This is a genomic window from Bradyrhizobium sp. SYSU BS000235 (assembly GCF_049747295.1).
GTDB lineage: Bacteria > Pseudomonadota > Alphaproteobacteria > Rhizobiales > Xanthobacteraceae > Afipia.
The window spans coordinates 2,313,890-2,335,981 of the sequence record NZ_JBMHJM010000001.1 but is presented as its reverse complement, the minus strand read 5'-3'; the positions used below and the strand labels follow the sequence as shown (position 1 = coordinate 2,335,981).

Annotated in this window: 24 protein-coding genes; 15 read left to right on the top strand and 9 right to left on the bottom strand. The window is 59.0% G+C overall.

The features are described from left to right. Positions 1-123 precede the first annotated feature (123 nt). From mnmE to hemJ, 3 genes are all read right to left on the bottom strand, one after another. Positions 124-1,482 (bottom strand): tRNA uridine-5-carboxymethylaminomethyl(34) synthesis GTPase MnmE, encoded by a 1,359-nt coding sequence (mnmE, locus tag ACP0KA_RS10900; RefSeq protein WP_424628807.1) that lies wholly within the window; start codon positions 1,480-1,482, stop codon positions 124-126. A 219-nt stretch (positions 1,483-1,701) separates the two neighbouring features. Further along, complete coding sequence (rho, locus tag ACP0KA_RS10895) at positions 1,702-2,967, bottom strand: transcription termination factor Rho (RefSeq protein ID WP_424628806.1); 1,266 nt, start codon at positions 2,965-2,967, stop codon at positions 1,702-1,704. A 268-nt stretch (positions 2,968-3,235) separates the two neighbouring features. Beyond that, a complete protein-coding gene (gene hemJ / locus ACP0KA_RS10890) occupies positions 3,236-3,658 on the bottom strand; it encodes a protoporphyrinogen oxidase HemJ (protein ID WP_424628805.1) in 423 nt (140 codons plus the stop codon). 525 nt (positions 3,659-4,183) lie between these two features. Between hemJ and ACP0KA_RS10885 the strand changes: the two genes are divergently transcribed. From ACP0KA_RS10885 to dnaQ, 4 genes are read left to right on the top strand one after another with little or no spacing between them, the layout of a single operon-like run. After that, positions 4,184-5,017, top strand: a complete 834-nt coding sequence (locus ACP0KA_RS10885) for a pyruvate, water dikinase regulatory protein (RefSeq protein WP_424631558.1) — start codon at positions 4,184-4,186, stop codon at positions 5,015-5,017. A gap of 5 nt (positions 5,018-5,022) precedes the next feature. Next, the gene (locus tag ACP0KA_RS10880) at positions 5,023-5,631 is read left to right on the top strand and encodes a Maf family protein (protein ID WP_424631557.1); all 609 of its coding nucleotides are present in this window, start codon (positions 5,023-5,025) and stop codon (positions 5,629-5,631) included. 19 nt (positions 5,632-5,650) lie between these two features. Next, positions 5,651-6,250, top strand: coding sequence for a dephospho-CoA kinase (coaE, locus tag ACP0KA_RS10875; RefSeq protein ID WP_424628804.1), 600 nt, complete (start codon positions 5,651-5,653; stop codon positions 6,248-6,250). A gap of 24 nt (positions 6,251-6,274) precedes the next feature. After that, positions 6,275-6,982: a DNA polymerase III subunit epsilon gene (dnaQ, locus tag ACP0KA_RS10870; RefSeq protein ID WP_424628803.1), complete on the top strand. Its 708-nt coding sequence runs from the start codon at positions 6,275-6,277 to the stop codon at positions 6,980-6,982. A 1-nt stretch (position 6,983) separates the two neighbouring features. Here the strand turns inward: dnaQ and secB are convergent, their stop codons facing one another. Beyond that, positions 6,984-7,460 (bottom strand): protein-export chaperone SecB, encoded by a 477-nt coding sequence (gene secB / locus ACP0KA_RS10865; RefSeq protein ID WP_424628802.1) that lies wholly within the window; start codon positions 7,458-7,460, stop codon positions 6,984-6,986. Positions 7,461-7,865: 405 nt separating this feature from the next. On the opposite strand from secB, the gene ACP0KA_RS10860 reads away from it, so the two are divergent. From ACP0KA_RS10860 to ACP0KA_RS10850, 3 genes are read left to right on the top strand one after another with little or no spacing between them, the layout of a single operon-like run. Then, positions 7,866-8,567 (top strand): Tim44/TimA family putative adaptor protein, encoded by a 702-nt coding sequence (locus ACP0KA_RS10860; RefSeq protein WP_424628801.1) that lies wholly within the window; start codon positions 7,866-7,868, stop codon positions 8,565-8,567. After that, on the top strand, positions 8,545-9,963 hold the full coding sequence (locus ACP0KA_RS10855; protein WP_424628800.1) for a murein transglycosylase A: 1,419 nt from the start codon (positions 8,545-8,547) through the stop codon (positions 9,961-9,963). Before ACP0KA_RS10860 ends, ACP0KA_RS10855 begins: the two co-directional genes overlap by 23 nt. Beyond that, complete coding sequence (locus ACP0KA_RS10850; RefSeq protein ID WP_424628799.1) at positions 9,960-10,547, top strand: Smr/MutS family protein; 588 nt, start codon at positions 9,960-9,962, stop codon at positions 10,545-10,547. Before ACP0KA_RS10855 ends, ACP0KA_RS10850 begins: the two co-directional genes overlap by 4 nt. 51 nt (positions 10,548-10,598) lie before the next feature. On the opposite strand, the gene hslU is transcribed toward ACP0KA_RS10850, so the two are convergent. The 3 genes from hslU to hslV are packed head-to-tail and all read right to left on the bottom strand — an operon-like array spanning position 10,599 to position 12,936. Continuing rightward, complete coding sequence (gene hslU, locus ACP0KA_RS10845; protein ID WP_424628798.1) at positions 10,599-11,900, bottom strand: ATP-dependent protease ATPase subunit HslU; 1,302 nt, start codon at positions 11,898-11,900, stop codon at positions 10,599-10,601. Continuing rightward, positions 11,897-12,352, bottom strand: coding sequence for a GNAT family N-acetyltransferase (locus ACP0KA_RS10840; RefSeq protein WP_424628797.1), 456 nt, complete (start codon positions 12,350-12,352; stop codon positions 11,897-11,899). Before ACP0KA_RS10840 ends, hslU begins: the two co-directional genes overlap by 4 nt. A 29-nt stretch (positions 12,353-12,381) precedes the next feature. After that, positions 12,382-12,936, bottom strand: a complete 555-nt coding sequence (gene hslV, locus ACP0KA_RS10835) for an ATP-dependent protease subunit HslV (RefSeq protein ID WP_424628796.1) — start codon at positions 12,934-12,936, stop codon at positions 12,382-12,384. A gap of 181 nt (positions 12,937-13,117) precedes the next feature. Here hslV and hisB point away from each other — a divergent pair, with 181 nt between their 5' ends. From hisB to coaA, 7 genes are all read left to right on the top strand, one after another. Next, on the top strand, positions 13,118-13,711 hold the full coding sequence (gene hisB / locus ACP0KA_RS10830) for an imidazoleglycerol-phosphate dehydratase HisB (RefSeq protein WP_424628795.1): 594 nt from the start codon (positions 13,118-13,120) through the stop codon (positions 13,709-13,711). Positions 13,712-13,812: 101 nt separating this feature from the next. Continuing rightward, entirely contained in the window at positions 13,813-14,307 is a 495-nt protein-coding gene (locus ACP0KA_RS10825) for a DUF2628 domain-containing protein (RefSeq protein ID WP_424628794.1), read from the top strand. Further along, positions 14,304-14,954 (top strand): imidazole glycerol phosphate synthase subunit HisH, encoded by a 651-nt coding sequence (gene hisH, locus ACP0KA_RS10820; RefSeq protein WP_424628793.1) that lies wholly within the window; start codon positions 14,304-14,306, stop codon positions 14,952-14,954. The genes ACP0KA_RS10825 and hisH overlap by 4 nt, the downstream gene beginning before the upstream one ends. Beyond that, a complete protein-coding gene (hisA, locus tag ACP0KA_RS10815) occupies positions 14,942-15,691 on the top strand; it encodes a 1-(5-phosphoribosyl)-5-[(5-phosphoribosylamino)methylideneamino]imidazole-4-carboxamide isomerase (protein ID WP_424628792.1) in 750 nt (249 codons plus the stop codon). Before hisH ends, hisA begins: the two co-directional genes overlap by 13 nt. A 12-nt stretch (positions 15,692-15,703) precedes the next feature. Then, the gene (gene hisF, locus ACP0KA_RS10810) at positions 15,704-16,480 is read left to right on the top strand and encodes an imidazole glycerol phosphate synthase subunit HisF (RefSeq protein WP_424628791.1); all 777 of its coding nucleotides are present in this window, start codon (positions 15,704-15,706) and stop codon (positions 16,478-16,480) included. Between the two features lie 63 nt (positions 16,481-16,543). Further along, positions 16,544-16,867: a phosphoribosyl-ATP diphosphatase gene (locus tag ACP0KA_RS10805; RefSeq protein WP_424628790.1), complete on the top strand. Its 324-nt coding sequence runs from the start codon at positions 16,544-16,546 to the stop codon at positions 16,865-16,867. A 55-nt stretch (positions 16,868-16,922) separates the two neighbouring features. After that, positions 16,923-17,888 carry a type I pantothenate kinase gene (coaA, locus tag ACP0KA_RS10800; protein WP_424628789.1) on the top strand — a complete coding sequence of 322 codons (966 nt, stop codon included), beginning with the start codon at positions 16,923-16,925 and terminating at the stop codon, positions 17,886-17,888. 33 nt (positions 17,889-17,921) lie between these two features. Here the strand turns inward: coaA and ACP0KA_RS10795 are convergent, their stop codons facing one another. Together ACP0KA_RS10795 and ACP0KA_RS10790 are read right to left on the bottom strand one after the other, a co-directional pair. Further along, the gene (locus ACP0KA_RS10795; RefSeq protein WP_424631556.1) at positions 17,922-18,947 is read right to left on the bottom strand and encodes a GNAT family N-acetyltransferase; all 1,026 of its coding nucleotides are present in this window, start codon (positions 18,945-18,947) and stop codon (positions 17,922-17,924) included. Between the two features lie 98 nt (positions 18,948-19,045). Further along, positions 19,046-21,304, bottom strand: a complete 2,259-nt coding sequence (locus tag ACP0KA_RS10790; RefSeq protein WP_424628788.1) for an ATP-binding protein — start codon at positions 21,302-21,304, stop codon at positions 19,046-19,048. Positions 21,305-21,589: 285 nt separating this feature from the next. On the opposite strand from ACP0KA_RS10790, the gene ACP0KA_RS10785 reads away from it, so the two are divergent. Then, on the top strand, positions 21,590-21,877 hold the full coding sequence (locus tag ACP0KA_RS10785) for a hypothetical protein (RefSeq protein WP_424628787.1): 288 nt from the start codon (positions 21,590-21,592) through the stop codon (positions 21,875-21,877). Positions 21,878-22,092 lie beyond the last annotated feature (215 nt).

Genomic DNA, 22,092 nt, shown 5'->3' with positions numbered 1-22,092 from the left:
TCAAAGTCAGAACTACAGACCAAGCCGTTTCACGTGAAACAAAGTGAAGTTCTCAGGAGGTGTTTCACGTGAAACAACCCCTGCTCTGGTTCGATGTTTCACGTGAAACAGCTCTGAGCGCGCCTACTTGCCGATACAGAAGTCCCGAAAGATCGAATCCAGAATATCCTCCACGTCCACACGCCCGATCAGTCGTCCTAACGAATGAATCGCTATTCGAAGCTCCTCGGCGACGAGCTCCGGTTCCTCTTTCATGCTCAAAGCCCGGCCCAAGGCATCCGCGGCATCCGTCAGCAATGTCCGGTGTCTTGCGCGGGTGATCAGCGAAACCTCGTCGTCGAAATGTGACGACGCAAACCGGACCAGGCTGTCCGTCAGTTTGGAAAGCCCGCGCCCGTTCTTCGCCGAGATCGAAAAAGCCGGCTGACCATCCGAACTGGTCGTCGTGAGGTCTGTGAGATCATCGAGTTTGTTGCGGATCGTCCAGATCCGGTCGGGATCGCTCGGAACGCCCTCACCCCATTCCGACACGTTCGGACTGATCTTCGCCTCACCAACGCGGCCATCGACAAGCCAGAAAACCAGATCGGCATCGGTGGCCCGCGCTTTTGCACGCCGGATGCCCTCCAGCTCGATCGGGTCCGACGTGTCGTGGATTCCCGCAGTGTCGATCAGGGTGACCGGATAACCGTCGAGATCGAGATGTACTTCAATGATATCGCGGGTGGTTCCCGCCTGGGGCGAAACGATCGCAACGTCGCGCCGGGCAAGCGCATTCATCAGGGTCGACTTGCCGACGTTGGGAGCGCCGGCGATGGCCACCACGAGGCCGTCGCGCAAACGCTCGCTTCGTCCACCTGTCGCCAGTACTCGCTCGATATCACCGAGTAGGTGTTTCACCCTCTCCTTCGCAGGCCCGATGAGATCGTCAGGCACGTCGCCTTCATCCGAGAAATCAATGGCCGCTTCGACCAGCGCTGATGCCTTGATGATCTGCTCACGCCAATCGCGCGCATGATTGCCAAGCAGGCCCTTCAATTGCCGGAGCGCCTGGCGCCGCTGGCGATCGGTATCTGCGTGAATCAGATCGTCGAGGCCTTCAGCCTCCGTCAGATCGAGCTTGCCGTTTTCGAATGCGCGCCGTGTGAATTCACCGGGCTCGGCAGGACGCAACCCGTCGATCTTCCCAAGAGCCTCGAACATCGCCGCGATGACAGCACGTCCACCATGAACTTGAAACTCGGCGACGTCCTCCCCCGTGACGCTGTGCGGTCCCGGAAACCAAAGCACCACGCCTTCATCGATGGATTCGTGATTCGCGTTTTGCAGTGTCGCGAGATGAGCCACCCGAGGTGGAGGAATTTTGCCGCACAGGCTTTCGACCGCATCGCGTGTGTGCGGCCCCGACAACCGGATAATTGCTATCGCCGTTGGTGCACGGCCGGACGATAAAGCGAAGATGGTTTGGTTGGGAGAAAGCATTGCGCCTATTTGTCGAACGGGCACACAACGCGCAATCAAAATTCAATCAGAGGCTTAAACTGTAAATTTGTGCGATGCAATATCGCTGCACAATGGGTGCAACATGAAATTTGCTGCGTTGCACACTAGCCACCTGACAGGAGGACCGGCTCGCCATTGGCAACGAACCGCATGGGCGAACCGGACTCCAAAAGTCGTCCGGTTCGCTTATCGCGTAGATCAGGTGTTCATCGACTCGAAGAATTCCGAGTTGTTCTTGGTGTTGCGGAGCTTGTCGAGCAGGAAGTCGATGGCGTCCATCGTCCCCATCGGATTGAGGATGCGGCGGAGGACGTACATTTTCTTGAGCAACTGTGGATCGGTGATGAGCTCTTCCTTGCGCGTGCCCGAACGCGAAATATCGATCGCCGGGAATGTGCGCTTGTCGGAGACCTTGCGATCAAGAATGAGCTCGGAGTTACCGGTGCCCTTGAACTCTTCGAAGATCACTTCATCCATGCGGCTGCCGGTATCGACCAGCGCCGTTGCGATGATGGTGAGCGAACCGCCCTCTTCGATGTTACGCGCCGCGCCGAAGAAACGCTTCGGACGCTGAAGTGCGTTCGCATCGACACCACCGGTCAACACCTTGCCGGATGACGGCACCACGGTGTTGTAAGCCCGGCCAAGACGCGTGATTGAATCGAGCAGGATGACGACATCGCGTCCATGCTCCACGAGACGCTTGGCCTTTTCGATCACCATCTCGGCAACCTGAACGTGACGCACGGCCGGTTCATCGAACGTCGATGAAACCACCTCACCCTTCACTGAGCGCTGCATGTCCGTGACTTCTTCCGGACGTTCGTCGATCAGAAGAACGATGAGATAGCATTCCGGATGGTTGGCCGTGATCGCATGCGCGATGTTCTGCATCAGCACGGTCTTACCCGTACGTGGCGGCGCTACGATAAGTGCGCGTTGGCCTTTGCCGATAGGCGCTACGATATCGATGACGCGTGTCGACAGGTCCTTGCGCGTTGGATCATCCAGCTCGAGCTTGAATCGCTGATCCGGAAACAGCGGCGTCAGGTTGTCGAAATTGACCTTATGCTTGGACTTTTCGGGATCTTCGAAATTCAGCGTGTTGACCTTCAACAACGCGAAGTAACGCTCGCCCTCTTTCGGGCTGCGGATGTGACCCTCAATGGTGTCACCGGTGCGAAGACCGAAACGGCGAATCTGCGACGGCGACACATAAATGTCGTCCGGGCCCGGGAGATAATTCGCATCCCATGACCGCAAGAAGCCGAAGCCGTCGGCCAGAACCTCGACGACGCCCTCACCGATGATGTCGGTTTCCTGGATCGCGAGTTGTTTGAGAATGGCGAACATCAGCTCCTGCTTGCGCATGGTGCTGGCGTTTTCGACCCCGAGTTCTTCAGCGAACGAGACAAGCTCCGCCGGTGTTTTTGCTTTGAGGTCTTGTAGTTTGATTTCCCGCATTGGGATCGTCCTGTGGAGAAATAGAGAAGAAGGGAGGGAGCAAGAGAAGGTTCAGTTTGCTGACGACATACGGACAACAAAAACGACTAGAAGTCCGCAGGTCTTGAGCAAGGAAGGTGCCGGGAGGCTTCGAACCTGATGCGGCGTCCGGTCCAACAATAAAACCGCGACTCTACCGCATCCGCCTGCGTTCGGTGGGATGGATCAAATATAGAAAATAGGCCTCAGCGACGCAAGACGATCATGGGGCAGCGGACCGGATTCCAGATTAAAACGGCTTCACAATCACCAGAATGACGATTCCGATCATGAGGACGGTAACTACCTCATTGATTATGCGATAGAATTTATGAGTTCTGGTGTTTTTATCAGCGGCAAAATCCCGCACGCGGGCACTGAAAAAGCCATGGAGGGCTGACATTGCCAAAACCAGCGCAAACTTGGCGTGGAACCAGCCCGCTTTATACCATTGGCCTTGCCACACCAGCCAAAGGCCGGCGAGCCAGGTGACAATCATGGCCGGATTGATGATGGCCTTGAGCAGCCGCCGTTCCATCACCTTGAACGTCTCGGACTGCTTGGAGCCGATCTCAGCGTCGCAGTGATAGACAAACAAGCGAGGCAAGTAGAGCATGCCGGCCATCCAGGAAATGACCGCGATCACATGGAGCGCTTTGATCCATTCATACATTGCCGAATGCTCTTTTCTGCTCTGCCAAGCCGAAGATCTATACGCGGCTTAGAAGAATGACTGGTGGAACTAATCCATCCGAGAAGACGTTGAGCACCAATGGGTGACCTCATGCAAGGCTTATCCGCTGGGCACAACTTCCTTAAAGAATCCTTTTAGATTCTTAGGTTAGAGTTTGAGTGACCGTGATTAGTGTCCGCGCAATTCGGTCCTCGTTTTATTCCGCCTCCATCCACATGGGGCGTGTTTATACCCGCAGTTGATTTGAGAAACGCGCTTGCGAAAAAGCAGATAGTTTCAATGCCTTGCCGTTGTGTGTCCGGCATTAATCCAAGACAAATCCACATAACCTCGTTACCATCAACAAAACTGTCTGGTTTCATCCCGAAATCACGGCTGTGAATGAAATGTCGCGTTATCCCGGGCGTGCCTTTGCGCGGTCCGATCGAGGTCGAAGTCCCCACAGGGATTCACAGCGATTCACAATGGGAGTGACGGCGTCAAAGCGGGAATCGAGTCGATATGGTGCCCACCACCGGGAGCTATTTTCATCTCCACATGATCTCCGATTCGACCGGAGAAACACTCATCACCGTCGCCCGCGCCGTCGCCGCGCAATATTCCAACGTCTCGCCCGTTGAGCATGTCTATCCGCTGATTCGCAGCCAGAAGCAGCTCGATCGCGTCCTTGCCGAAATCGAGGAAGCCCCAGGCATCGTCCTCTTCACTCTGCTGGAAAAAGATCTCGTCGAGCGGCTGGAGGCGAAATGTCAGGAGATCAACATTCCGAGCCTTTCGATCATCGGCCCGGTGATGCAGCTGTTTCAGGCCTATCTCGGGACCGAGACGTCGCGTCGCGTCGGCGCCCAGCACACGCTCAATGCCGAGTATTTCAAACGGATCGATGCGCTGAATTATTCGATGATGCACGACGACGGTCAGCACGTCGAAGGTCTCGAAGAAGCCGATGTCGTGCTTGTCGGTGTGTCGCGGACATCGAAAACGCCGACCTCGATTTATCTCGCCAATCGCGGCGTCCGGACCGCCAATGTTCCGTTGGTGCCCGGCATTCCCATCCCGCATCAGCTCGAAACGTTAAAGAAGCCGCTTGTCGTCAGCCTGCATGCGACGCCGGAGCGGTTGATCCAGATTCGTCAAAACCGGCTGCTTGGGATCGGCGCGAAGACGGGGGATGATAATTACATCGATCGCCAGTCGGTGACGGAAGAAGTGGCGTTTTCCCGTAAGCTCAGCGCCAAATATGATTGGCCGTTGCTGGACGTCACCCGCCGCTCGATCGAAGAGACAGCCGCGGCCGTGATGAAACTGCTCGCCGACCGGCAACGTCAGAAGAACTAGTGACCATGTCGATTTGGCTTGAGCAGAAACCTCTTATTCTGGCGTCTCAAAGTGCAGCACGCCGCATGTTGCTGGCGAATGCTGGCCTGTCGATTGAATGCATTCCGGCCGATATTGATGAGCGCGAAATCCAGCAAGCGTCTGGTTTGAAAAACCCGGGAAAAATCGCCGCGCTGTTGGCCAGCGAAAAAGCCAGGTACGTCTCGTTAGAGACCAAAGACCGATATGTTGTCGGCGCCGACCAGACGTTGGCGCTGGGTGAACAGCTTTTCAGCAAGCCCGTGAACTCGGCCGCGGCCGTTGAGCAGATCCGGATGCTGTCCGGACAGGTTCATGAACTCCACAGTGCCGCCAGTGTCGTGCAAAATGGCGAGCTGCTGTTCTCGCATGTGAGTGTCGCGCGCATGACCATGCGGTCTTTGACGAACGATCAGATCGTTGCTTACGTTGAGCTGGCCGGCGATGCAGTGACCAAAAGTGTGGGCGCCTATCAACTCGAGGGGGTTGGCGTGAATCTGTTCGATCGGATTGACGGCGATCATTTCACGATTCTGGGACTGCCGCTGGTGCCATTGCTTGGCTTTTTTCGCAGCAAGAACTTGCTGGCTGTGTAGTTCAAAAGAGATTTGTAAAATGTTGCTGCTTGGTTTGACCGGTTCGATCGGGATGGGGAAATCCACCACGGCGAAGCTGTTCGAGGAAGCCGGGGTGCCGGTCTACGATGCCGATGCCACCGTTCATAAAGTCTATGAAGGCGAAGCGGTGCCTGCGATGGAAGCAGCATTTCCCGGCAGCACGGCCAACGGCAAGGTGGACCGGCAGAAGCTATCTGCCATGGTCGTGAATAATCCCGAGGCGATGAAGCGCCTCGAGACAATCGTGCATCCCATGCTGCGTAGCCATCAGCAAAAATTTTTGAGCGATGCGGAAGAGGCGGGAGCGCCGGTGGCGGTGCTCGACGTGCCGCTGTTGTTCGAGACAGGGGGAGAAAAGCGCGTGGATGCTGTGGTCGTGGTGACGACCGCGCCTGAAATCCAGCGGGAACGCATTCTCGCCCGGGAGAACATGACCCCGGAGAAACTCGATGCGATCCTGGCGCGTCAACTGCCGGATGCGGAAAAGCGGAAGCGGGCGGACTTCGTGGTGGATACGTCGCACGGATTGGACCCGGTCCGGCTGCGGATCCGTGAAATTCTCGATCAGCTTGCTAAAATGCCGCAACGGCGAAGCTGATTCGAAAAATGGTCCGATCCGGTCATGCGTGAAATCGTTCTCGATACCGAAACCACTGGCCTCGACCCGCTGCGCGGCGATCGCCTGGTTGAAATCGGCTGTGTTGAGATGGTCAATCACATGCCGACCGGGCAGACGTTTCACGTCTATCTCAATCCCGAACGGGACATGCCGCAAGAAGCGTTCGCAGTCCACGGGCTGTCGTCGGAGTTCCTTGCGGACAAGCCGCTTTTTGCCGCTGTGGTCGAAGACTTTCTCGCGTTCATCGGCGATGCGCCGCTTGTGATTCACAACGCGTCATTCGACGTCGGCTTTATTAACGCTGAGCTTGACCGGGTATCACTCGCAGCCATTCCGCGGGATCGTCTCGTGGACACGCTGACGCTGGCCCGACGGAAACATCCCGGTGTGTCGAACCGGCTGGATGATCTGTGCTCGCGCTATGCGATCGATAATTCCCGGCGCACGAAGCACGGCGCCTTGCTCGACGCCGAATTGCTCGCCGAAGTCTATATCGACCTGATCGGCGCCCGGCAGTCACAACTTATTCTTGCAGAAACGCGGGTTTCGTTTGCGGTCGGGCAGGTCGATGCGCCGCGGCGGCAACGCGACGTGCCGCTGGTGTCCCGGGTGACCGAAGACGACATTGCCGCACACGCTGCGTTCATTACAACGCTTGGTGGCGGCAATCCGATCTGGAACGAATATTTGAAAGAGGCGACGCCCGAATAGCTTAGCTCGGGCGGATCTGTTCGCCTTGGCGCGCCATGTTCTGGCGATAGAGGCCAACGAAGTCCACCGGGTCCAGCATCATGGGCGGGAAGCCGCCATTGCGCACGGACGATGCGACGATCTCGCGTGCGAACGGGAACAGCAGCCGCGGGCACTCGATCATGATCAAGGGGTGCAGATTCTCCTGATCCACGTTCAGGACGCGGAAGACGCCGGCATAGACGAGTTCGAAGCCGAACAGCAGTGCACCCTCAGCTTCCGCCTTGCCCTCGATGGCAAGGGCGACTTCGTAGTCGTTCTCGGCGAGAGCTTTGGCGGTGACGTTGATCTGGATGTTGATGGCCGGCTGCTTCTCCTGCGGAGCAAGCGAATTCGGCGAGTTCGGATTCTCGAATGACAGATCCTTGACGTATTGTGCCAGGACGTTGAGTTGGGGCGGAGCCGCATTCTCGAGAGGTGCGCCGTTGCCGTTGGTCATGATAATTCTCCGAGAGCGGTGAAGACGGATCGCCTCAAGAGGCTCCCGCCAGGAACGGAAGATTGACCCGCTGACCAGACGCCATTCGACCGTGTCTTGAAAGCGGCAATGTCTTGCTTGTCGGGGCGAGTGGCTATCATAGGCTTGCCGCATTCGACAAGGATCATCGATCTGAAACCGGGCCGCCGAGGTTGGCCGCGGCCGCCAGATCGGCTAAAATCCCTCTGAATTGCCGCGATAAGTTGCCCTTAACCTAGGTTTTGGGCTTCCCCGAAAGCGCGGCATATGGCGGTGTTGGCTTGACCCGATTTCGTGCCTACATGGTGCTTGAAGAGCCTGATGTTCCTTCCGCCTCCCGGGAGGTCCAGGGTGGCTCTCCGGCATCGATCAGAAAGTGAACGCGACGTGGACATTTACACCATCATTTTTCTGGCTCTGGCCGTCTTCATTTTTCTGCGGCTGCGCAACGTTCTGGGACAACGCACCGGTGACGAGCGCCCGCCTTATGATCGCGCGGCCCGGGATGTGCTGCGTGGCGCTCCGGACAACGTCGTGCCGATGCCGGGCAAGGTTCTCGATCAGGCCCCCATTTCGTCAACGGAAGAAGAGGCCCCAGCACAGGATCGCTGGAAGGGGATCGCAGAAGCCGGTTCTGCGCTTGCCAAGGGCCTTGATCAGATCGTCGCCAACGATCCGTCTTTTGACGCCCGTCACTTCACCTCGGGTGCGAAGAGCGCCTATGAAATGATCGTGCTGGCGTTTGCCAATGGCGACCGCCGCGCACTGAAGGATTTGCTGTCCACGGAAGTTTACGAAGGCTTCGACGCCGCGATCAAGGAACGCGAGCAGCGCGGCGAAAAAGTGGAGACCCGCTTCGCCTCGATCGACAAGGCTGACATTGTCGGCGCGGAAATGCGGGATCGCTCCGCGCAGATCACGGTTCGCTTCGTGTCCCAGATGATCTCGGCGACACGCGACAAGGCTGGCACCGTCGTGGATGGCAACCCGGAGAAGCTCACCGATGTCACAGATATCTGGACATTCGCCCGTGACATCTCCTCGCGTGATCCAAACTGGAAATTGGTTGGAACGGAAAGCGGACAGTAAAAAGAAATCCTTGCCCGGTGCGTGGATTTCTTATGTCCATTTTTGGCTGTACGCTGTCGCTGCTGTGAGTCTGCCCCTCGTTGCGGACGCGAAGCCTGTTCGTCATCACGCGGCGGAATCGGAATATCACCGCCATCATCATGGCCCGGTTCTTTGGCCGCTAGAAATTTCCGGTGCCCAGTACGCTCCGCTGAAGTGGAGCGACGTCAGCGGATGGACCGACGACGATCCGCTGCCCGCCTTCAAAACATTCCGCGCAAGCTGCAAGCCGATTGTCGCGCAAACCGTTCCTCCGATCGAGACCAAGGCGCTCGGCAACTCGCTGCTTGATCCGTGCAAACTGGCGCGGGCCGCGAATATCTCGGACTCCGCAAAAGCCCGGGAGTTTTTCGAGCAGCAATTTATCCCGCTCCAGATCTCGCGCCTTGGCGAGGAGGCCGGCTTCGTCACCGGGTACTACGAGCCGGTTGTCGACGGCTCGCGTGTTCAAACCGATGTCTACACGGTCCCGGTTTATCGCCGCCCATCGAACTTGTTCGTGCGAGGATTTTCACAGGCGTCCACGAGTTTGCCGAACAAGGGCCAGGTGTTCCGAAAGATCGGTCGTCGCAAACTGGTGCCTTATTACGACCGCGGCGAGATCGAAGACGGCGCGATTGCCGGCCGCGGCCTGGAAGTGGTCTGGCTGAAGAGCCAGACGGACTTGCTGTTCATCCAGATCCAGGGATCAGCGCGCATTCATTTGGAAGATGGATCGATGGTGCGCATCAACTACGAAGCGCATAATGGTTATCCTTATACGCCGGTCGGCCGGGTGCTGATCGACCGCAACATCGTGCCCAAAGACCAGATGTCGATGCAGCGCATTCGGGAATACATGGATCAAAATCCCGACGCCGCGAAAGAGTTGCGGCGGCAGAATCGATCATATGTTTTCTTCCGCGAGGTTTCCTTGTCGAAGGACGACGAGGCGGTGGGCGCGCAAGGCGTGCCATTGACGGCGGGCCGGTCGATTGCGGTCGATAAATCACTGCATGTTTATGGCACGCCGTTTTTTATCGAAGGCAAACTGCCGATCGAATCCGATGCGCCGAACACGCCGTTTCATCGTCTGATGGTGGCGCAAGACACGGGGTCGGCGATCGTCGGTCCGGCGCGGGCGGATCTTTACTTCGGTGCGGGCGCGGAAGCCGGCCGCATTGCGGGCCGCCTGAAAAATCCGGCCAATTTCGTGATGCTGCTGCCGAAAAGCCTCGATCCTACAGCGCGCGGTAAAACAGTGCCCTTGCCCGAAGCGCGGCCGAAAGCGGCATCGGCCTCTGCGTTGGAGGCGGAAGCGAAGTCCGACGCGTCAAATCGCGGACGTCAACATCGACGTGACCGATCCCGCCAATGAAGCGACCGCCCGTTCTCACAACACCTTCGCCGGTTCGCCGCAAGCGCACGCTCAGCGGTGAGGAGCTTGCGTTGTGGGAACATGTTGCAAAACAGATCAAACCATTGCGGAAGAAACCGCGGCCGTCAAAAGGCTCTGCTGAGATCGCGATTAAAGATGCCGAGGCTGAGCAATCTGCGCGGACGACACGGCCAATCGCGACGGTGCCGAGAAAAGTTGTTGTGGCTCCCGCAGCCCCACCGCCACTCGCGCCGCTTGGGCGTCGTGAGCGCTCACAATTGTCGCGCGGTCGGAAGGACATCGACGCCCGGCTCGACCTTCACGGCATGACGCAGACACGAGCGCATCGCGCGTTGCTGAATTTCCTGCACCATGCCCATGCCAATGGCATGACGTTCGTGCTGGTGATCACCGGTAAGGGGCGGACGACGGGACCCGAATCCGAGCGCGGCATTCTCCGCCGCCACGTACCGCAATGGCTTGGCCTGCCGGAATTTCGTCACCTCGTCGTCGGCTTCGAGGAAGCCCATATCGGTCACGGCGGTGAGGGCGCACTTTACGTTCGGGTGCGCCGGTCAAGGTGACGCGATCACGCGTGCCGTTGCGGCTCATCGCATCACCAGTCGTTTGCAGGACTACAGAATAAAGCGGCTGAGATCGGCGTTTTTCGCAAGATCGCCGACATGCTTCGTCACGTAGTCGGCATCGATGCGAATGGTCTCGCCGCTGCGATCAGGCGCAACGAAGGAAATTTCGTCCAGCACCCGCTCCATCACGGTTTGCAGCCGTCGCGCTCCGATATTCTCGATGGTCGAATTGACCGACACAGCCACATCCGCGAGCGCGTCGATGGCGTCATCGGTAATCTCGAGCGTCACGCCTTCGGTTTGCATCAGCGCCATATATTGCTTGATCAGGGATGCTTCCGGCTCGGTGAGAATCCTGCGGAAATCGTCCCGGGTCAGGGCCTGCAGCTCGACGCGGATCGGGAGGCGGCCCTGCAATTCCGGCAGCAGGTCGGATGGCTTGGCGATGTGAAATGCACCGGACGCAATGAACAGAATATGGTCTGTTTTCACAGCACCGTGCTTGGTCGACACGGTGGTGCCTTCGATCAGGGGTAGCAGATCGCGTTGCACACCTTCGCGCGACACGTCCCCGGCACGCGCGCCATCGCGAACGCAGATCTTGTCGATTTCGTCGAGAAATACGATGCCGTTGTTCTCGACCGCCTGAATGGCTTCCTGCGTCAACTGATCGTTGTCGAGCAGCTTGTCGCTCTCTTCGTTGACGAGCACTTCGTGCGAGTCCGACACCGTCAGCCGGCGGGTCTTGGTGCGGCTGCCCATCTTGCCGAAGATATCGCCGATCGAGATGGCGCCGACCTGGGCCCCCGGCATGCCGGGAATCTCGAACATCGGCGTGCCGCCGGACGACTGCGTCTCGATTTCGATTTCCTTGTCGTTGAGCTCTCCGGCGCGCAACTTTTTGCGAAACGATTCGCGGGTGGATGCGCTGGCGTTGGCGCCGACGAGCGAATCCAACACGCGTTCTTCGGCTGCAAGCTGGGCCCTGGCCTGGACGTCCTTGCGCTTGCGTTCGCGGGTCTGGAGAATCGCAACCTCAACGAGATCGCGGATCATCTGTTCGACATCGCGGCCGACATAACCGACTTCCGTGAACTTTGTGGCTTCGACCTTGATAAAGGGAGCGCCTGCAAGTTTGGCGAGCCGCCGGGCGATCTCGGTTTTGCCGACGCCGGTCGGGCCGATCATCAGAATATTCTTCGGCAGCACTTCCTCGCGCAAGGAACCCGTCAGCTGCAGCCGGCGCCAGCGGTTGCGCAGCGCAATGGACACTGCACGTTTGGCGTCAGCCTGGCCGACGATGAAGCGGTCGAGTTCGGAAACGATTTCGCGAGGAGAAAAGTCAGTCATGGATTGCGTACCATCAGAAGTGCAGGGCCGTCAGGCGTATCGACAACGTTGCTACGGTGAAAACCGGCCTTTTCATAGGCTCTAATTGCGCGTGCATTGGCGGGATCGGGATCAATCACAACGCGCGGCGTCCCTTGTGCAAACAATTGCTCAGTGAATTCGCGGATGAAGACAGAGCCATGGCCACGATCGAGCATGTTTGCCTCACCGATAAATTGATCAAGGCCACGTGTGCCTTCGGGATGGGAGCCAAAGCCGGTATTCCACGCGCTCAAATTGTAGCATTGCAGATAGGCAAACCGCTGTCCGTCGCAAGCAACAATGAATTGCGCCATGTCGGGATGATCAAGGTCACCGCTAATCAGTTCGAACTCTTCACCGCCATCCCACCATTCCGCAACGTGTGGTGTATCAAGCCAACGTTTGATCAAAGGCAAGTCGTCGGTTGTCATGGGTTGAAACTGATAGCGCAGAGTCTCCATCAGCCGGTTGTCAGCGTTTCGATCGTCAAGTTGCGATTGGTGTAAACGCAAATATCAGCAGCGATGTCGAGCGAACGCCGCACGATGGTTTCGGCATCCTTGTCCGAATCTGCCAGAGCGCGTGCGGCTGCCAGTGCATAGTTACCACCGGAACCGATGGCCATGACGCCGTGCTCAGGCTCCAGCACATCGCCCGTGCCGGTGAGCACGAGGGAGACGTCCTTGTCGGCGACGATCATCATGGCCTCGAGCCGGCGCAGATAGCGGTCTGTCCGCCAATCCTTGGCCAGTTCGACCGCCGCCCGGGTCAATTGCCCCGGATATTGTTCCAGCTTGCTTTCAAGGCGCTCAAAGAGCGTGAAAGCGTCCGCCGTGGCGCCGGCAAAACCGCCGATGACGTCCCCTTTTCCGAGTTTTCGGACCTTTTTGGCGTTGGATTTGATGACCGTCTGGCCGATGGAGACCTGCCCGTCACCGCCGATGACCACCTTGCCGCCCTTGCGGACCGTCAGAATGGTGGTGCCGTGCCAGACCTCAACCTGTGATGCTTGCATGAAAAACCTCATTGACCGGCCTGATCTAGGCGTTCGTGGCGGCTCTTGCAATCGGCAGGCCCGCCCGGGATTCGGTCACCATATTTGAAATATCAGACAAAAATCGCCTGATACTGCAGTAGCGAAGGTGTCACGTGCCTGTTAAAAGGACGCACTTTCAGGCTCCGGAGAGCATTTTTCCATGCGCACGGCCACCATCAAGCGCAAAACCAAGGAAACCGACATCCAGGTGTCGGTCAATCTGGACGGCACCGGCGTGTCCGATGTCGCGACCGGCATTGGTTTTTTCGACCACATGCTCGACCTTCTGGCGCGGCACTCGCGCATCGATATCACCGTGAAGGCCGATGGCGACTTGCATGTCGATTATCACCACACCACGGAAGACGTCGGGATCGCGCTCGGGCAGGCCGTGAAACAGGCTCTCGGCACCATGGCCGGCATCACCCGCTATGCGGGTGTTCACATGCCGATGGACGAGACGCTGACGCGTGTCGTGATCGATATTTCCGGACGGCCGGTCCTGGTGTTCAAGGCGGACTTTCCACGCGACAAGATCGGGGAATTCGACACCGAGCTGGTCCGTGAGTGGTTCAACGCGTTCGCGATGAATGCCGGCGTGACACTGCACGTCGAGACGCTGTACGGCGACAACAGCCATCATATTGCGGAATCTTGCTTCAAGGGTCTGGCGCGGGCGCTCCGTGCTGCGGTTGCGATCGATCCGCAGGCTGCGGGCCAGGTGCCTTCCACCAAGGGGCAGCTCGGCGGTTGATTTGTCAGCGCATGCTGGGCATGTGCGGACGTCTCTTTCTAAATGACGAGAAAAGCACGATCTGGTGCGGATCGCTGCATGAGTAAGGTTCGGAGTAGGTTATGGCGGTTTACACAGTTCACGCACCGGCAAGTTACGGTGTTGATGTGCGCACCACATCCGACCGGGTCGTGTTCGTGCGCGACGGCTTTTATTTCTGGGCGTTCGTTTTGTCGTTTTTCTGGCTGATCTGGCACCGGCTGTGGCTGGCGCTGTTCGGCTATGTCGTCATTTCGATTGCGTCGACCATCGTGCTTCGCTCGTTCGGCCTCGACTTCGGCGCGCGCGCTTTCGTCGCGCTGATCATTGCGCTGTTGATTGGTCTCGAGGCGGGATCGTTGCGGCGATGGAAGCTGTCGCGGCGCAAGTGGCGGCAGTTGGACGTGGTCGTCGCCAAAAACGAGGAAGAGGCCGAACGGCGCTTTTTCGACCGTTGGGCTGAGCATGCCGCGCGCGATGATCGTGGCAATGGACCACTGCATCCGATGCCGCACGCATCTCTGACATCCCAGCAAGACGTCATCGGATTGTTTCCGGAGCCCGGAGTCTCACGGTGAGCGTTGCGATTATCGACTACGGTTCAGGCAATTTGCATTCGGCTGCGAAGGCGTTCGAGCGCGCCGCGCGTGCCATGGAGAATCCTGAAAAAGTCGTCGTCACGCGCGACCCCGATGTGGTGTTTCGTGCGGATCGCGTGGTCCTTCCCGGCGTTGGCGCATTCGCAGACTGCCGCAAAGGACTCGATTCGCTGAACGGCATGGTCGATGCGATGACCGAAGTCGTGCGCGATAAGGCGCGGCCGTTCTTTGGCATCTGTGTCGGCATGCAGCTCATGGCGACCCAAGGCAAGGAATACGTCACCACGCCGGGGCTGAACTGGATCGCGGGCGACGTCGAAAAAATTTCACCGCGTGAGGAAAATCTCAAGATTCCTCACATGGGTTGGAACACGCTCAATCTCCTGCGCGAACATCCGGTACTGGAGCGGCTGCCGCTCGGCGACAAAGGGCGTCACGCTTATTTCGTCCATTCCTACCATTTGAATGCGACGAACGAGGCCGATGTCGTGGCGCGCGCCGACTACGGTGGGCCGCTGACGGCGATCGTAGCCAAGGACACCGCCATCGGGACGCAATTTCACCCTGAGAAGAGCCAGCGTTTCGGTCTTGCTCTGATCTCGAACTTTCTCAAGTGGAAGCCGTGATTCTTTTTCCAGCGATTGATCTCAAGAACGGCCAGTGCGTGCGCCTGGAGCAGGGCGACATGACGCGCGCCACCGTTTTCAATCTCAATCCCGCCGCGCAGGCAAAAACGTTCGAGACGCAGGGTTTCGAATACCTGCATGTTGTCGATCTGGACGGGGCATTCGCCGGAAAGCCGATGAATGCGCAGGCCGTCGAAGCCATGCTGAAAACGGTGACGATGCCCGTGCAGCTCGGCGGCGGCATTCGCGATCTTGCGACCGTGGAAGCCTGGCTCGGCAAAGGCATCTCACGCGTCATCATCGGGACCGCGGCGGTGCGCGATCCTGCGCTGGTGAGGGAAGCTGCAAAGAAATTCCCTGGCCGAGTCGCGGTTGGCCTCGACGCACGCGACGGCAAGGTCGCCGTTGAAGGCTGGGCGGAAACATCGACGGTCACGGTGTTGGAAATTGCGCGGCAGTTCGAGGATGCCGGCGTGGCCGCGATTATCTTCACCGATATCGCGCGCGACGGGTTGCTCAAGGGCCTCAATCTCGATGCGACCATCGCTTTGGCGGATGCGATTTCGATTCCAGTAATTGCGTCGGGCGGCCTGGCTTCGATCGAAGATGTGAAGGCCTTGCTGACGCCGCGCGCCAAAAAGCTCGAGGGCGCCATTTCCGGACGCGCGCTTTACGACGGCCGGATCGATCCAACCGAGGCATTGACGTTGATTCGCAATGCCCGGGCCGCAGCGTAAGAGGGCGGCACCATGTTTAAGGTTCGTGTCATCCCCTGCCTCGACGTCAAGGACGGCCGTGTCGTCAAGGGCATCAACTTCGTCGATCTGCGCGACGCCGGCGATCCGGTCGAAGCGGCAATCGCCTATGATGCGGCGGGAGCCGACGAGCTTTGCTTTCTCGATATCAACGCCACCCATGAAAATCGCGGCACGATGCTGGATGTCGTCCGGCGGACGGCGGAAGCCTGTTTCATGCCGCTGACCGTCGGCGGCGGTGTCCGCACCGTCGACGACGTTCGCACGCTCCTGAACTACGGAGCCGACAAGGTTTCGATCAATTCCGCGGCTGTCAGCCGCCGGGAGTTCGTCAAGGAAGCCGCTGAGAAGTTCGGCGATCAGTGCATCGTCGTGGCTATTGATGCCAAAAGCGTCAAGCGTCCGGGTGGTTCGGACCGCTGGGAAATCTTCACCCACGGCGGACGCAAAGCCACCGGCATCGATGCGATCGAATACGCCCAGGAAGTGGTGTCGCTGGGAGCCGGCGAAATCCTGCTGACATCGATGGATCGCGATGGCACCCGCCAAGGGTTCGATATTCCGCTGACCCGCATCATCGCCGACAGCGTCAAGGTGCCGGTCATCGCCTCCGGTGGCGTCGGTAATCTCGACCATCTCGTGGCGGGTATCCGGGAAGGCCACGCGACGGCCGTGCTGGCCGCATCCATTTTTCATTTCGGCGAGTTCAGCATTCGCGAAGCCAAGGACCATATGGTCGGGGCCGGACTGCCGATGCGGCTTGATCCCTAAAAGGCTAGTCCGATCAGCAGTTTGTATTCCCTACCAAGGTGTGGAAGTGATAGAAAGCGCGTCATGACCAGTTTCACGATCCATGATCTTGCGACCATCATCGACACCCGCGCAGCGTCGGGCGGGGAGGCGTCGTATACGCGAAAGCTCCTGGATAAAGGCGCTGAGCATTGCGCCAAGAAGTTCGGTGAGGAGGCGGTCGAGACGGTGATTGCCGCCGTGGAGAACGACCGGGCACATCTCATCGCCGAAAGCGCCGATCTGATCTTTCATTGGCTGGTGCTGCTGAAAGCACGTGGCGTCACTTTGACTGAAGTCGAGGCCGCGCTTGCGCAGCGTACGCAGATGTCGGGACTCGAGGAAAAAGCTGCGCGCAAGCGCGATTAACTTCATCGCCTGCAGCGCGGAGGGATCCGCGCTCTGGTCAAAAGGAACCTGGCTCATGGATGCGAGAGCCGAGCAGCAAAATCAGATCCAGTACAATCCGTACCGGGTTTTCTCACGGGCACAGTGGGCGACCCTGCGCGAAGACATGCCGATGACTCTCACCGCCGAGGAAATCGCGCGGATGCATTCGATGCATGATCGCCTCGATATCGCGGAGGTGGAGGAGATCTATCTGCCGCTGTCTCGCCTGCTGTCCTTCTACGTTGCGGCAGCTCAACGACTATTTGTGGCCCAGCGGCACTTCCTCGGTATCGAGGACCGCAAGATGCCCTACATTATCGGCGTCGCCGGTTCGGTCGCTGTCGGAAAATCCACAACGGCCCGCGTGCTGCAGGCGCTGTTGGCGCGCTGGTCGCCGCAGCCCAAGGTCGACCTGGTGACGACCGACGGCTTCCTGTTTCCCAACGAAGTGCTGGAACGGGAAGGGCTGATGCAGCGGAAGGGCTTTCCGGAAAGCTACGACCTTCCCGCGCTGCTCGGCTTTCTGTCCGACATCAAAGCGGGGCGGCGGCCGGTGCAGGCGCCGATCTACTCGCACTTGACCTACGACATCGTTCCCAACCAGTGGGCCGAAGTTGACCGGCCGGACATCCTGATCGTCGAGGGCGTGAACGTGCTGCAGACCGGCCGACTGCCGCGCGATGGCAAAGCCGTGCCGTTCGTGTCCGACTTCTTCGATTTCTCGGTTTATATCGATGCCGAAGAGCCCATTTTGCGCGAGTGGTATGTCGAGCGCTTCCTGACGCTACGCGACACCGCGTTCCTTGATCCGCGATCCTACTTCCATCGCTACGCGACGCTGTCCGATGAGGAAGCGACCGAAAAGGCGCTGTCGCTCTGGAACGGAATCAATCTGGTCAATCTTCAGGAAAACATCTTGCCGACGCGCCCACGGGCCACACTGATCCTGAAAAAGGGCAGCGATCACGTGATCGAAAACGTCTCGCTGCGCCGGCTATAACCGGCGCCGGTCAACGTCACGTCCGGATGGCGATTATGCCGCGTGCCGCGTGGCGTCGACACCGAAGTGATCGAGATAACGTCCGCTGATGGACGACACCGGCATCACGATCAGAACGTCCGTGGTACCGAACTCGTGGTCCACCACGGCGCCGTCGCCGACGAACGCACCGATTCGTAAATAGCCTTTGATCAAAGGCGGAAGCTGCTTCAGCGCAGCCTTGGTGTCGACGTCGTCCTTCGCGATCCGGTTCATGTCCACACGGCGCGAAGGGTGCGCGCTGGCGCGCCATGCTTCCGGCGCACGTGCAAAGTGGTGCAGGAACGACAGCGGCAGGGCCAGGCGATCCGGATCGGTGCCCTCGAAACTGGCGCAACCGATCATCACGTCCAGATTGTGCCGTCGCACATAGCTCCACACGCCGTGCCACAACAGCTCTACAGTCCGCTTGGTGCGATAGGGTGGAAGCACGCAGGAGCGGCCGAGCTCCAGAAACTTCAAGCCCGAATGCCGCTCCATCAGACCGGAGATGTCGAATTCGTCGTCGGTGTAAAAGCCGCCATGACGCTCGGCGACGTCCTGCCGCAGCAAACGATATGTGCCGACCACCGGTTGCTTGCCGCTGAGAGATGGCTTGGCATCATGGTCGACAACCAGGATGTGGTCGCAGATCTTGTCGAAGGCATCCTTGTCGCGCTGCGCGAGCATGGTTGCCGCATCGGCGATCGCGGTGCCGTCCTTGTAGAAGACCTTGTAACGCAGCTTCTGAGCGCGCTTCACGTCGCCCTTGGTTTGTGCGAGCCGCACCTCGAGCGGGCCGATCCGGCCAAGTGGCGCGGATGCCGGTGTAAACGTCTGGAATGGACTGATGATGCCTTCGCCACGAAGGCCGGGCATGAGCCATGTCGCGGCGGCACTAGCTGCGAACTTTGCCTTCTCGGGTTTGAACATCTGCACCAGCGCGTGCTGCCGAATTGCGGCTAGCGGCTTTCGAATCGCAGGGCGCTCAGGAGTTTTCGTGATGCCGGGCTTCGTTCCAGCCGGTCCGTTGCCGTGCATGGGCTTCCTCATGACCGCGCGCCTTATTCGATTCGCGAAAGCGCAGTCTATGGGGCATGAATAAACACGGACGTGATACGGATTTATGACGTCTATCGTTATACGACTGTCACGGAAGGCCTATGTCCAGACATCGCATTCGCGCGGACCGTTGCGAGTGCGTCGGCGAGTTTATCGCGGTCGAGCGGCTTGATGAGGAAGCCGTCCATGCCGGCTTCGAAGCACGCGTAACGGTCGTCCACCAGGGTATTGGCGGTCAATGCGAGAATGATCGTTCTCGAACCACGGCCCGCCTCACGCGCGCGAATTCGCTTTGTTGCCTCGATGCCGTCGAGCTTCGGCATCTGCACGTCCATCAGCACCACGTCGTAGGGCGTGCCGGCGGAGTCTGCCGCAAGCCAGGATTCCAGCGCTTCCTCGCCATCGGTCGTCACAGTGCATTGATGGCCGAGACGCTTGAGCAGCGAGCGAATCAGGAGTGCGTTGATTTCGTTGTCTTCAGCGACGAGAACTGAAAGCGCCTCTGAATGCGACGTTGCGGCGGTCGTCGGCGCATCAATGCATTCGGCATCCTGGCCCGAGATGTCCGGTACGAGCGTCGCCGACGGCGCAGCGAGACGGGCTGCGAGCGAAGCGGTTCTTAACGGCTTGACCAGATAGCCGGTGAAGGCTGCCATGGTTGATGGAGCGATCTCGTGCCGGCCGGCAGGCGTAAACATCGCGATACGATAGGACGCGTGCGAAGGTGCAGCCTCGCCAAACGCCCGCATGTCGGCCTCGCCGATCATGTGATCGACCAGCACCGCATGCCACGCACGTTCGGGCAGCAAAACCTGGGCAATGAAAGGGTCGGAGACGATGCATGTCTGTGCACCCCAACGCTCCAGCCGCCGGGCGATCAGTGACGCCTCGATGGTTTGCGTTGCCACCAGCATGATCGCCTTGTCGGTCAGGTCGGGAGCTATGAAGGTCGGCGTCACCTCGCTCTCAGGATCGGCGCTAAGCGGGATCGAAAATTCGAATGTCGCACCGGCGCCCTCAGTGCTTTCAAGCGTGATGCGGCCGCCCATCCGCTTGACGAGGCGTTCACTGATACTCAATCCGAGACCTGTCCCGCTGTAGTTTCGCGGCGAGACCTGCTCGAACTCCTGGAAGATTCGCTCCTGCGCGTCCGGCGCGATGCCGATACCGGTGTCGCGCACCAGGAAGCTCACTTCACCGGGCCAGATGCCAGGCTCGACGATCAGCGCCACGCCGCCGGTGGTCGTGAACTTGATGGCATTGCCGGCAAGATTGAGCAGCACCTGCCGCAGGCGGGCGGCATCGCCGATAACTTTCGATGGCAATCGTTCGTCGACATAGGCGGCGATTTCGAGATTCCGTGCCTGTGCGCGAGGGGCGAGCAATTCGGTGATATCTTCGACCAAGGTGGCGAGAGCAAAGGGCCGATGTTCGATGTCGATCTTGCCGGCTTCGATTTTCGAGAAGTCCAGCAATTCTTCGATCAGTGCCAGCAGCGCATCGCCCGAGGTCTTGACGGCTTTGACATAGGTCGTCTGCTCAGGCGTGAGCGACGTATCGAGCAACAGACCGCTCATGCCGATGATGCCGTTCAGCGGCGTGCGGATTTCGTGCGAGGCCATCGCCAGGAAACGCGACTTCGCGCGGTTGGCGGAGTTGGCAAGGTCGCGGGCATCCGCCAGAGCGCGTTCGGTTTCCGCGCGATCCGTGACGTCGCGGCCGACGCACTGCAGGTCGGCTGTGCGGTTGGCATCGCTGCGGACGAGGCCTTCGCGCCATGCGATCCAGCGGGGACCCCAGGCGGTGTCGATTTTCTGATCATGAACCTGGACGCCGTTCGCTTCGACGGCGGCATCTCCCTGTTCAAGAACCGGCAGCGTGAACGATGTTCCGATCAGCGCTTCGCGAGATTTCTGTGCGAGCGCGGAATAGGCGTCGTTGACCGACGTGATGCGGCCGGTGCTATCGCGCAAAACAATCAAGTCGCTTTGGGATTCGAACAGGAAGCGCGCGCGTTCTTCGGCTTCCTTGAGCTCCCAATTGCGATCCACAAGCGCTTCGTATTGCAGCTCGATCTTGCGGACTTTCTTTCGCATCCAGCGAAACCGCATGCTCTGGACTGCAAGGCCGAGGCACGCGAGAGCGAACAGAAAGCTTGCGCCCACGGCGAATGCCTGAGGATCGTATCCGGATACTTCCTGCCGGCTGCCGGAGATAAATCCATAGGCGCCGCCAAACGCCGCCATGAGGAGCATGACCGCGCGGATGGCAAAGCGAAGTCTCGGATGGACGCGCGCAAACCGGCGGAGCCGCGCTTTGATTCTCAAACCTCGCATCGGTTGCCGTCCCGCAGTTGAATCATGCGCATGAAGTCCCGGAAGAGTGCGTGGGGGATGTTGCGAAGTGCTTGCGCCGGATCTCGCCGATGGCAACGTGGTTGACGAGCCGTTAAGTTGCGGCCTGCCTCAAAGTGATGCTGTCTTTTGGACCGGCGCAGCATGTCTGGCGCTGACGAGGAGGGCTGCCGCCTCGCGTGCCGTAAAAGTCCGCGATTGAACGAAAATCCGGTAATCCGCCCCGTCGTCTTTTGACAGATAAATGATCGGCTCCGACATTGAGGCATGGGCACCGATGCTGATGAATCGTGTGTCCCGATTGATTGCGCAGCTGTCGGCGTCCGGGGTGCTCATGTCATCAACCACGACAAAATCGGCGATATCTGCGCGTTCGACGAGCTGAACTCGGACCGTCGCTGCGGCGGGATCGTCAGTGAAGCTGACATGAAGCTGACTTTGCCAGGGTGCCGTCGCCATCTGGAGCGAGGTGCTTCCGACAGAAATGCAGGGCTGGTTGCTCGGGAGCAGTTCGCCGCCCGCAACGAAGCCAACGAGGATCAATGGCAGGGATGATGCCAGAATCTTGACACGCAACATGGACGCTACTCACAGGAACAATAAACCGAAGCCCGGCGACCCGCGCTTATGGTTCCTGAAGTGTAAAGAGAGATCGTTACCAGAGCGTTCTCATGCGGCCGATTTTGGCAACGCGGCGCGTCAAATGTCATCTACGCGCGAAAGGAGGGTGCTGCGGCGAGATTGAACGACGCCTATGGGCGCGCAGTTTC